An 11,352-nucleotide genomic window follows, 5' to 3' on the forward strand; every position below is an offset into this window, starting at 1 on the left:
TTAAAACTGCAGCGTCATTGCGAGAAACAAGTAGCGTGTCGGATTGCCATGCTATCGCCCGCAATGACGTCCTTTCTGATTCAGACAGCCAGTCTCTTCAGCTGCTGATACACTTTTTCGGTAGGCAATCCTACTACGTTGGTGTAAGAACCGTTGATGCGCTCGATACCTATCAAGCCTATTCGCTCCTGGATGCCGTATGAGCCGGCTTTATCCATCGGGCTTTTGTCTGCCACGTAGCTTCGGATCTCTTCATCAGTAAGCTGACGGAAGAACACCTCAGATACATCGTAGAACTTGTTGTACTCGCCTTTGTAAAACAAACATACCCCTGTGTAAACCTTGTGTACCTTACCGCTTAGCTTGTGCAGCATCTCTACAGCGTGTTCCGGCGTTTCGGGCTTACCCAATATCTCGCCATCTATGGACACTATGGTGTCGGCAGTAAGTACCACCTCATTGGTAACATCCTCGTCAAAGGCTTCAGCTTTTTTCGTTGCGATGTAAACAGCTATTTCCTCAGGAGACAATCCATCCGGATAAGATTCATCTACCTCCTTCAGCACAATCCGGAAGTCTATATCCATCAGCCTGAGCAGTTCCTGCCTGCGCGGCGATTTAGATGCGAGAATTACTTTGGGGAAATTATTCATCCGAACAGTCTTTTGACTTTTAACTTTCGACTTTAAACTCGACCTACCAGCTGTACGCCTGGTCGTTCATCCAGGTGCCCTGTACCTTCATCACCTTTTCAATCACGTCGCGGGCACAGCCTCTGCCGCCTGGCACGTGAGATACATACGCGCAAATGGCTTTAACCTCTTCTGCAGCGTCTGCCGGGCAAACCGGCAATCCTACTAAGTTCATAGCAGCAAGGTCTGGTATGTCATCGGCCATGTACAATATCTTGGAAGGATGTACGCTTTTTTCTTCCATAAAAAGTTTAAGGCGTTCGGCTTTGGTGTGTGTACCCAGGTATACATCATTAATCCCCAGGCTATTTAGACGATATAACGCACTTTTGGAGCGGCTGCCGGATATTGCAGCAACCGTATACCCGCTCTTTATAGCCAGCTGCAAGGCATAACCATCTTTAATGTTAAAAGCACGGCTTTGCACACCCGCTTCGGTCACGAAAACTGACCCGTCGGTGAGTACGCCGTCCACATCAAAAATGAACGTTGTGATATCCTTAAGCCTGTTAAGAAAGTTTTCCATTATTATTGGTTATCGCGCCACTCGTATACCCAGGCAGATTGTATCTGCTCCAGGTGGCCTTCGTTTGCTTCCTCGCGGGTGCCGGCAAAGTTTGGCAAAGTAAGTACCCACTCCAGCAGGTCGGTAAAGCGGATGCGGTATATCCTTGTCTCGCCAAATTCGTCGCCAAACTTTTCGTAAAGGCTCATGGCAATATCCTCATAGTCGTTCCAATGGATCGGGAGGGCAAATTTGTCTTCTGTCATTTGTATAGCTACGTATGGTTATACGTGTTAAGTTCTTAAATATTAGTGCCCCATAAAGCCCGACTGATCAGGCAATGTTACTTCTATATCTCCGTCTATCACTACACACTGGCAGCCTAAACGCGAGTTTATACGGGGATTAACGGCGCGGTCTATAAAGTCTTCTTCTTTATCAGATATCTCCTGCAGGTTATCCATTCCGCGGTTCACGTAGATATGGCAGGTACTGCATCCGCAAACACCGCCACAGTTGTGCTGCAGTTCGATGCCGTTCTCCAGGCAGACGTCCAGCACCGATTCACCTTCGGCAATAGGCAGCTCCACAGTTTCGTGGTCCTGTTCTTCGAAGTTTATCCTTACTTTAAAAATATTCATTTTGGCAAAAGTAACAAAATTACTTATCGGAGTTAGGTGCCTTATGGTTTTTGATAATATCCTGACTGAGCAGATGATATATCTGTTTGAGTTCGTCTTTCCCTTCAAGCATTTGCAGGTGCGCAGTCATGGTCTGCAGGTCATGGCGTACTGCTGGCCCTGTTTGTACATCTGCAGGCGAATGCTCCCGAACTTTGTCAGCTGTTTCTGTTATCAACGGTCGCAGCATATCAAAGCTCATGTTGTGTTCTGCCAGTAGCTGCTGGGATATATCGTACAAGTGATTGGTGAAGTTACACGCAAACACGGCTGAAAGGTGCAGCACCTTACGTTGTGCAGAATCTACCCGGTAAACGTTATTGCTGATGGTACGCGCAAGCTCTTCCAGCATTTTGGTAATGTTGTCGTCAGAACCTTCTACGCAAAGGGGTACATCCCAAAAGTTTACTTCCTTAGTTTTACTAAATGTTTGCAGGAGATAAAACACTCCTGCATTTTTGGTAAAGTTTTGTAGTTCCTGCAAGCTTACCGCGCCCGAAGTATGTACAACCAGTTTACCCTGGCCTGTCAGATGCGGAGCAATATCCTTAATGGCATCGTCTTTTACAGAAATGACAAACAGATCTGTATCTGCGGAAATATCAGCCAGGCTGTCTATTGCTGAAGCGCCTACATGGTATGCCAGCAGGGCGGCATGCTGCATTTGCCTGCTGTAAACCTGTATAATGCGGTGCCCGGCATTTTTAAAAGCAGCGGCCAGATGGGTGGACACGTTCCCGGAGCCTATCAGCGTTATTCGCATGAGTTGTAGTGTATAAAATGCAAAACTAAATAAATCCACTACTTTTAACACGTATAAACCACCCTCCCTCTTTAAATGAAATTTGTTAGAAATCTGCTTCTGGTGCTTTTAGCACTTGTTGTGTTAGGCGGTATAATCCTTGCCGTGTTGTATTTTGCTAGTGATAAGGAGACTAAAGAACTTACTTACAACATTCGTAAAAACACCAACGGCAGCTACGCCGAGCTAAGCCAGGGCATCACCCACTATGAACTGGACGGTCCCGATTCCGGCAAAGTAGTTGTGCTGTTGCATGGCTTCAGCGTACCTTATTATATATGGAATGGCACTTACGAGTATCTTACCGAACATGGATACCGGGTACTGCGTTATGACATGTACGGCCGCGGTTATTCAGACCGGCCCGCCGTAACGTATAACCAGGAACTCTACTTCAATCAGCTAAAAGAACTGATAAGTAAGCTTCAGTTGAAAACCCCTTTCAGTATTGCAGGTATATCTTTTGGAGGCAAATTGGCTATTGACTTTACCAACGCTAACCCGGAGATAGTTGATAAAGTTATATTGATTGATCCGGCTTACGCTGATTTAAAGCCGTCTGCTCCGGCATTTATTACCAATTTGATGGAAGCTATTAACCCTGACAAACGCGCCTTCGGTCAGACTGAAGATCTTAAATATCCGGACAGGCATCCCAACTGGGTGGAAGAATATACCCCTCAAATGGAGTACAAAGGCTTTCGCCATTCACTGGTATCTACAATGTACAACTACCCTTTTAACAGTCGTGCGGTAAATATAAGCCTCAATACAAAGAATAAACAGGTGCTGCTTATATGGGGTAAGGACGATAAAACCGTCCCTTTCACGTATAGCGACTCGATCCGAAGTGTTTTAAAGACCATATTTTTACCTGTTGATGATGCAGCTCACCTGCCCTTTTTAGAACAACCAGACATTGTGAACCCTGCCATAGTAACATTTTTAAAGAAATAACATCTAACTTTAAACCAAACGAAAAACAATGGATACTTCACTCATCACCACCAGCAACAACCTGGAAGGCTATAAAATTGTAAAACACTTAGGGGTAGTACGCGGCATTACTGTGCGCAGCCGCAGTGTTGTTGGTAACTTTGCGGGCGGTTTACAGTCGCTATTTGGCGGCAGACTTTCGGTTTATGTAGAACTTTGCGAAAACGCCCGCGAAGAAGCTTATCATTTGCTGATACAACATGCGCAAGCTATGGGTGCCAATGCCATCATCAGCATGCGGTACGATGCAAATGAGGTGATGCAGGGTATTACGGAGGTGCTGGCCTATGGCACAGCCGTAGTTGTAGAGAAGGCCTAAGTTTTTAGACCCTTGTTTAATTGAGTGTAACGGATTGTTTTTAAGCTCTGAAGATTGCTTCGTTCGCAAAAACGTGTGTTTTATTAATGTGTTATATTTGCTGCAAATACTTGTGAATTATGCAGCAAATAAAACAATATATTGAAACCAACAAGCAACGCATGCTCGACGAACTTTTCGAGCTTCTGCGCCTTCCGTCTGTTAGTGCCGACCCTAAATACAAAGCCGATGTACTAAAAACTGCCGATCTGGTAGCGCAAAAACTAACTGAGGCAGGTGCCGATAACGTTGAAGTTTGCCAAACTGCGGGTTACCCGATTGTTTACGGCGAGAAGATCATCGACCCCGCTAAACCAACTGTATTAGTTTACGGCCATTATGATGTGCAACCGCCAGATCCGCTGGAACTATGGCTTACCCCTCCTTTCGAGCCTACCGTTCGCGATGGTAAAATATACGCCCGTGGCGCTTGTGATGATAAAGGCCAGTTTTATATGCATGTTAAAGCTTTTGAGCTGATGATGCAGACAGATACACTTCCCTGCAACATCAAGTTTATGATAGAGGGCGAAGAAGAAGTCGGCTCTAACAACCTGGGCATATTTGTTAAGCAAAATAAAGAACGCCTGAAAGCAGATGTGGTGCTGATCTCAGACACCTCAATGATCAGCATGGAGCACCCTTCGCTTGAAACAGGTTTGCGCGGACTGTCGTACCTCGAGGTAGAAGTTACCGGTCCTAACCGCGACCTACACTCGGGTGTTTATGGTGGCGCCGTGGCCAACCCGGCTACTATTTTGGCGAAGATGATCGCCTCGCTGCACGACGAAAACAACCACATTGCCATCCCGGGCTTTTATGACGATGTAATAGAACTTACCCAAACCGAGAAGGATGAACTGAACGCGGCACCTTACGATGAGGAAGAATATAAAAAGGACCTCGATGTGAATGAGCTTTGGGGCGAAAAAGGCTACAGCACTTTCGAGCGCACCGGCACACGCCCAACACTCGAGGTGAACGGCATTTGGGGCGGTTACATTGGCGAAGGCGCTAAAACCGTGTTACCATCAAAAGCAAGCGCTAAAATATCTATGCGGCTGGTGCCTAACCAAACCAGCGAAAAGATCACCCAGCTATTTACAGATCATTTCTTAAGCATTGCTCCTCCCTACATAAAGGTAAAGGTAACCCCGCACCATGGGGGCGAACCAGTAGTTACCCCTACTGACAGTGTTGCTTACAAAGCAGCACAAAAAGCAGTAGCCGAAGCATTTGGCAAAGACCCGATACCTACACGCGGCGGGGGCAGCATACCTATTGTAGCGTTGTTTGAGGCTGAACTGGGTTTAAAGACGGTGTTGATGGGATTTGGCCTGGACAGCGATGCACTGCATTCTCCTAATGAGAAGTATGATATTTTCAACTACTATAAGGGTATTGAGACCATACCATTGTTCCACAAGTACTTTGCGGAGTTAAGTAAATAATTCCTGAATCAGGAGCTACAGAATTTTAAAATTTTCAAAATCAATAATCGAGGCGCAAATATTGCGCCTCTTTTTTTACGTGTTGCCGAAAACAAGTATTCTGTTCATTCTTAAATTCTGAAAGTTCTGATTCAGACACTCCACTTCTCGCAACCTTCCAAAAACGCTTCATCAGCATCTGCACCTATGCCGGGGGCATCATTAATGGTAAGATGGTAGCCGTCGTATTGTGCGCCGCCTACGCATGGGTCTACCAGGTGGCCCAGCTTGCAGGTGTCCATGTCATAGAAGTGAATATTGGGACTGGCATATACAAAATGTAGTTTGCTGCTCAAGGCAATACGGCTTTCCAGCATTCCGCCCATCATGCAGGGTATACTGCGCTCTGCGCAAGTATCATGTATACTTTTAGCTTCGGAAATGCCACCCGCTTTAGCCATCTTTATGTTCACGTAATGGCAGCTGCCGCTTTCTATCTGCATACGCGCATCATGGTGATTGTAGACGCTTTCATCCGCCATGATTTTTACCGGTGTTAGCTTCATTAGCTCCGGCAAGCGATCATCGAACCAGGTGCGCATAGGTTGCTCGCAAAACTCTATGTTATATTGCCCAAGGGCCTGCAGTGCAAACACCGCCTCGTCAAAGCTCCAGCCCTGGTTGGCATCAATGCGTATCTTCATCTCATTACCCACAGCAGCGCGAATCTGCTTTATACGTTCCACATCCGCTTCGGCACCTTTGCCCAACTTCACTTTTAAGATATGAGCACCCAAGTTCTTAAAATCGACCGCCTTTTTCGCCATTACCTCCGGTGAGCCAATGCCGATGGTGATATCGCTCTCTACAGACCTCTTTTCACCTCCTAAAAACTTGTAAAGCGGCAACCCTGCATTTTTTGCAACGATGTCATAAAGGGCCATATCAAAGGCGCTTTTGATGGTGGTGTTACCTGCGGTGAAACTATCCAGTTGCTGCAACCGTGCGGTGATGTCCAGCGGATCTTGTCCTTTCCAAAGCTTGGCAAACTCTTTGGCCATTATCAAACAGGTATCCTGCGTTTCGCCTACGATCATGGGGAAGGCCGAGCATTCTCCAACCCCATAAAAACCGGCGTCGGTATGCACGCGTATTAAAGTGTTCATGGCGTGGTCCATAGTGCCTGTAGCAATGGTGAATGGCTCCATAGGGATGCTGAAACGATAAATATCAACTGAGGTAATTAGCATAGTTTTGACGATGTTGCGCTAAAATAGCAGAAATTAAATGTAGCATTCACATTAGTTGCACATTGACACAAATAGCCTATATTTGCGTTACTTCTATAAGTACTTCCATTTTGGTTCTCCGGTCCCTAATCCTTCGCAGGGCACTGATCATGAGCCGAAAACATTTAACTAGCATTCTTAATAAAGACATTATACATGGCATTGACAAATTTGCCTGGTCCGTTCGATTATAACTCGACCAGGAATAAACTATTATTAACGGAGTACGGCCGCAACGTACAAAACATGGTGAAGTACATTGTTGCGCTGCCTACCAAGGAAGAACGCAACCGCTATGCACAGGTTGTTATAGATCTGATGGGCTTCCTGAACCCTCACCTGCGCGATGTGGCCGACTTTAAACATAAGCTTTGGGACCACTTACATATTATTAGCGGTTTCCAGCTGGATGTAGACTCGCCTTACCCAAAACCTACCGAAGAGGCTATCCACATTAAACCCGAGCCGTTGAAGTACCCCAATCAGCGTATCAAATACAAGCACTATGGCAAAACCATAGAGCTGATGATTGAAAAAGCAAAGGCCATTGAAGAGCCGGAGCGCAAACGCCACATGGTACAGGCGATAGCCAACTTCATGAAAATGGCTTACGTACAGTGGAACAAAGATTCTGTTGCCGATGAGATCATCCTCGCCGATCTGCAATACCTTTCTAACGGAGAGTTGCGCCTCGAAGAGAACATCAACCTGAATAAGGTAGAGTTTAGGGCTAACCCCTACAACGCACAAAGCAACAACAATCAGCGCCGCGGCAGCAATCAAAACCAGAACAATGGCGGCCGCAACAACAACAATGGGGGGCGTACCAACAACCAAAATAACCGCAACAACAATAACAACAACCAGAACAATCGTAACCGTAATAACGGCGGCGCCAAGAAGTACTAAGTTGTTTATGGTTCATGGCTGATAGTTGTGGGTGCGCACGGCGAGGCTTTGTATTTTAAATTAAAATCCAATCTTTGTCGCGTGTTATCTGTTTAGCTAAGTCATCAGCTATGAACGATGGACCATCAACTACGAACCAATTATGAGAAACGCATTCGAGATACAGGGTGGTAAAAAACTAAAGGGCGAGATCATTCCGCAGGGGGCTAAGAACGAGGCGCTGCAGATCATTTCGGCCGTTTTACTCACCAAAGATAAAATGACGATCAAGAACATCCCGGACATTCAGGATGTAAATAAATTAATTGAACTACTAGGCGACATGGGTGTTGAGGTGAACCGCATTTCCCGCGACGTTTGCACCTTTGAAGCCAAAGAGATACACCAGGACTTCTTCAACTCAGAAGCTTTTAAAGCAAAAGGCGGTGGCTTACGTGGCTCTATCATGATTGTTGGCCCGCTATTGGCCCGTTTTGGTACAGCATCTATCCCTAAACCGGGTGGCGATAAAATTGGCCGCCGACGTTTGGATACCCACTTCCTGGGATTTGAAAAACTGGGCGCCCGCTTTGACTATAACGCCGAGACCGGCTTTTACAATGTAGATGCAACCAACCTCCAGGGCTGTTACATGCTGCTTGACGAAGCTTCGGTAACTGGCACCGCGAACATTGTTATGGCAGCGGTACTTGCTAAAGGCACCACCACCATTTATAATGCAGCTTGCGAACCATACCTGCAGCAGCTCTGCAAGATGCTGAACCGAATGGGTGCGAAAATTAGTGGTATTGGATCAAATTTGTTGACCATTGAAGGCGTAACCGAACTTACCGGCACCGAACACACCATGCTGCCGGATATGATTGAGATTGGCTCGTTCATTGGCCTGGCTGCTATGACCGGTTCCGAGATCACCATTAAAGATGTGCATTATGACGAACTGGGCATGATACCTGACGTTTTTAAACGTTTGGGTATTAAACTCGAACGCCGTGGAGACGATATCTACATCCCCTCACAGGATCATTACGAAATAGATACCTTTATAGACGGATCGCTTCTTACTGTTGCCGATGCACCTTGGCCAGGCTTCACTCCCGACCTGTTAAGCATTGTGCTGGTGGTAGCTACCCAGGCAAAAGGATCTGTACTAATACACCAGAAAATGTTTGAAAGCCGTTTGTTCTTTGTTGACAAACTGCTGGATATGGGTGCCAATATTATTCTTTGTGATCCGCATAGGGCTACTGTTATCGGCCTGGACAAACAAATACAATTACGCGGCATTTCAATGACGTCGCCTGACATTCGTGCCGGTGTATCATTACTTATAGCGGCTTTATCTGCACAAGGTCAATCAACTATCTACAACATTGAGCAAATAGAGCGCGGTTATCAAAATATTGATACCCGCCTCCGCGCTTTGGGTGCTGATATAACCCGCGTTTAAAAAGTTCAAAGCAGAAGTTAAAAGCGGAAAGTGATCGTACTACGACAACTTTCCGCTTTTTGGCTTTTACTGCTTTGCTTTGCAAATTTCCATTTTTTTATAGCTTTACACTTTCAGCCTTTAGCTAGGCTTAATAAACCAATAAATGTCCTATAAGAACCGGCGTCCCGGCTATTCTAAATTCATATTGATATTTGTTGCTATAAAGGTATTGCTCAACCTTATGGCCATCAGCCGCTTTGGCTTTCACCGGGACGAGTTCCTTCACCTGGTTCTTGCCGATCATTTGGACTGGGGCTATAAAGAGGTGCCACCTTTTATAGCCGTGCTAGCCAGGATAACGCTGTCGGTGTTTGGCGATTCGGTTTTCGCTGCACGCATATTTTCTACCATAGCAAGCGGGTTAATTATATGGCTTACCGGCCGCATTACGGTAGAGCTTGGCGGCAGGCGCTTTGCTATTACACTCGCTTGTTTGGCGTTGATCTTTTCTCCGGCATTTGCAGCCAGCGGCTACCTGTTCCAACCCGTCGTCTTCGATCAGTTATGGTGGGTAGTTACCGTATGGCTCTTTACCAAATACCTCAACACGGCCGATGTAAGATACCTATACTGGCTTGGCGCTGCTGTCGGGTTAGGCATGCTCACAAAGTATAGCATGGCGTTTTTTACAGGTTCGCTCATTATTGGCATCCTCATCAGCAAAGAGCGCAAGTTGCTTTTTAACAAGCATGTACTCATATCGGCAGTAATTGCTTTCCTGATATTTCTGCCAAATGTAATTTGGCAGTTCGTCCACCATTTCCCGTTTTTCACCCATATGAAGGAACTTAGGGAGGAACAGTTGGACTACGTAAAACCGATAGAGTTTCTAATGCAGCAACTGCTGGTAAATGGCCCTGCCTTATTTGTTTGGCTAACAGGTTTTTTCTTCCTGCTTTTCGCATTCAAGCTGAGGCGGTTCCGGTATATGGCGATCGCTTATGTACTTATCTTTCTGTTCTTATTGGAGATGAACGGCAAGAACTACTACCTTTTTGGCGCTTATCCTATGCTGTTTGCAGCAGGCGGTTTTGCCTGGGAGCGCATCATTAAAAGGTCATGGATAGTTGTAAGAGTGGCAGTTGTGCTTGCTTTTGTTTTACCGAATCTGTTACTGCTTCCAATGGTGTTACCGGTGTTGTCGTTAGATAAAACGCTGGGCTTTTTCAGGTACACAAAAGAACATTTGCCTTTCCTAAGCTTTATAACCAAATGGGAGGATCAGCAGCAGCACCCTACCACACAAGACTATGCCGATATGCTTGGTTGGGAGGAAATGGCGCAAAAAGCTTCACAAGCCTACCACAGCCTAACGCGCGAACAACAAAAACAAGCGCAGATTTTTGCTGACAATTACGGGGAGGCTGGTGCTTTGCATCTCTTCCACAAAAAATATAACATGCCCGATGTGGTAAGTTTAAACAGCAGCTTTGCGCTGTGGGCGCCTGACAGCCTGAATGCGCGGTACATTATTTATGTGGATGATGATGCTAACGTAAAAGAGCGGCTCGCACCTATTCTTGAAAGCTACCGGCAAACCGGCGAAGTACTGGAACCTCTCGCCAGGGAAAAAGGCACTAAGGTATACATCCTGGTTAACCCATCACCCAGGCTTAACGAGGTTTACCAGAAGGAACTGGCTGAGAAAAGATTAAAGTAAGTTAGTTGGAAACAACTTGATTAATTATTCATTTTGTAAATTCCTATTTAGATACTATGCGTGGTTTTAAAACGATATTATTTCTTGCCATCTCTAATACCTTCATGACCTTTGCCTGGTACGGGCACCTCAAGTTTAAAGAGTACGAATGGGGCAAGAACCTGGGCCTGATCTCCATTATCCTGATCAGCTGGGGACTTGCCTTTTTTGAATACCTGTTTCAAGTACCGGCAAACAGGCTAGGCTTTAAAGATGATGGCGGCCCGTTTACGCTGGTACAACTCAAAACCATTCAGGAAGCTATCACCCTAACATTATTTATGGTATTCACCGTGGTGTTTTTTAAAACCGAAAAACTCGGCTGGAACCACCTGGTTGGTTTTGCGCTTATTGTACTGGCAGTGTTTGTGATATTTAAAAAATGGTGATTGAAAATTAAGCTAAGCCAATACAGCGTTGTTTTCGTCATTGCGAGGTACGAAGCAATCTCAGAACTGTAAGTATTTAAAGCATTTTAGACTGAACTATTCGGAGATTGC

13 protein-coding genes are annotated in these 11,352 nt (G+C 45.7%); 7 read left to right on the top strand and 6 right to left on the bottom strand.

Going from position 1 to position 11,352, the window contains the following annotated elements; genetic code table 11:
• Positions 1-80 precede the first annotated feature (80 nt).
• Genes DYU05_RS07740 through DYU05_RS07760 form a run of 5 tightly spaced genes read right to left on the bottom strand, consistent with a single transcriptional unit; the run spans position 81 to position 2,640 of the window.
• Complete coding sequence (locus DYU05_RS07740) at positions 81-653, bottom strand: Maf family protein (protein WP_117382377.1); 573 nt, start codon at positions 651-653, stop codon at positions 81-83.
• Between the two features lie 43 nt (positions 654-696).
• Positions 697-1,218: a KdsC family phosphatase gene (locus tag DYU05_RS07745; RefSeq protein ID WP_117382378.1), complete on the bottom strand. Its 522-nt coding sequence runs from the start codon at positions 1,216-1,218 to the stop codon at positions 697-699.
• 2 nt (positions 1,219-1,220) lie between these two features.
• The gene (iscX, locus tag DYU05_RS07750) at positions 1,221-1,463 is read right to left on the bottom strand and encodes a Fe-S cluster assembly protein IscX (RefSeq protein WP_117382379.1); all 243 of its coding nucleotides are present in this window, start codon (positions 1,461-1,463) and stop codon (positions 1,221-1,223) included.
• Between the two features lie 42 nt (positions 1,464-1,505).
• Positions 1,506-1,838 (bottom strand): 2Fe-2S iron-sulfur cluster-binding protein, encoded by a 333-nt coding sequence (locus DYU05_RS07755; protein ID WP_117382380.1) that lies wholly within the window; start codon positions 1,836-1,838, stop codon positions 1,506-1,508.
• A 19-nt stretch (positions 1,839-1,857) separates the two neighbouring features.
• Positions 1,858-2,640, bottom strand: coding sequence for a Rossmann-like and DUF2520 domain-containing protein (locus tag DYU05_RS07760; RefSeq protein ID WP_117382381.1), 783 nt, complete (start codon positions 2,638-2,640; stop codon positions 1,858-1,860).
• 75 nt (positions 2,641-2,715) lie between these two features.
• Here DYU05_RS07760 and DYU05_RS07765 point away from each other — a divergent pair, with 75 nt between their 5' ends.
• The 3 genes from DYU05_RS07765 (at position 2,716) to DYU05_RS07775 (ending at position 5,484) form a co-directional block, all read left to right on the top strand.
• On the top strand, positions 2,716-3,636 hold the full coding sequence (locus DYU05_RS07765; protein ID WP_117382382.1) for an alpha/beta fold hydrolase: 921 nt from the start codon (positions 2,716-2,718) through the stop codon (positions 3,634-3,636).
• 28 nt (positions 3,637-3,664) lie between these two features.
• Positions 3,665-3,994, top strand: coding sequence for a YbjQ family protein (locus DYU05_RS07770; protein ID WP_117382383.1), 330 nt, complete (start codon positions 3,665-3,667; stop codon positions 3,992-3,994).
• Between the two features lie 119 nt (positions 3,995-4,113).
• Positions 4,114-5,484, top strand: a complete 1,371-nt coding sequence (locus DYU05_RS07775) for a dipeptidase (RefSeq protein ID WP_117382384.1) — start codon at positions 4,114-4,116, stop codon at positions 5,482-5,484.
• A 131-nt stretch (positions 5,485-5,615) separates the two neighbouring features.
• Here the strand turns inward: DYU05_RS07775 and DYU05_RS07780 are convergent, their stop codons facing one another.
• The gene (locus tag DYU05_RS07780) at positions 5,616-6,713 is read right to left on the bottom strand and encodes a mandelate racemase/muconate lactonizing enzyme family protein (protein WP_117382385.1); all 1,098 of its coding nucleotides are present in this window, start codon (positions 6,711-6,713) and stop codon (positions 5,616-5,618) included.
• Between the two features lie 195 nt (positions 6,714-6,908).
• Between DYU05_RS07780 and DYU05_RS07785 the strand changes: the two genes are divergently transcribed.
• From DYU05_RS07785 to DYU05_RS07800, 4 genes are all read left to right on the top strand, one after another.
• A complete protein-coding gene (locus DYU05_RS07785; RefSeq protein WP_117382386.1) occupies positions 6,909-7,661 on the top strand; it encodes a DUF4290 domain-containing protein in 753 nt (250 codons plus the stop codon).
• A gap of 142 nt (positions 7,662-7,803) precedes the next feature.
• Positions 7,804-9,111 carry a UDP-N-acetylglucosamine 1-carboxyvinyltransferase gene (murA, locus tag DYU05_RS07790; RefSeq protein WP_117382387.1) on the top strand — a complete coding sequence of 436 codons (1,308 nt, stop codon included), beginning with the start codon at positions 7,804-7,806 and terminating at the stop codon, positions 9,109-9,111.
• Positions 9,112-9,256: 145 nt separating this feature from the next.
• The gene (locus tag DYU05_RS07795) at positions 9,257-10,813 is read left to right on the top strand and encodes an ArnT family glycosyltransferase (protein ID WP_117382388.1); all 1,557 of its coding nucleotides are present in this window, start codon (positions 9,257-9,259) and stop codon (positions 10,811-10,813) included.
• 56 nt (positions 10,814-10,869) lie between these two features.
• Positions 10,870-11,241, top strand: coding sequence for a DMT family protein (locus DYU05_RS07800; protein WP_117382389.1), 372 nt, complete (start codon positions 10,870-10,872; stop codon positions 11,239-11,241).
• Positions 11,242-11,352: the final 111 nt, after the last annotated feature.

It is taken from the genome of Mucilaginibacter terrenus (assembly GCF_003432065.1).
Lineage (GTDB): Bacteria > Bacteroidota > Bacteroidia > Sphingobacteriales > Sphingobacteriaceae > Mucilaginibacter > Mucilaginibacter terrenus.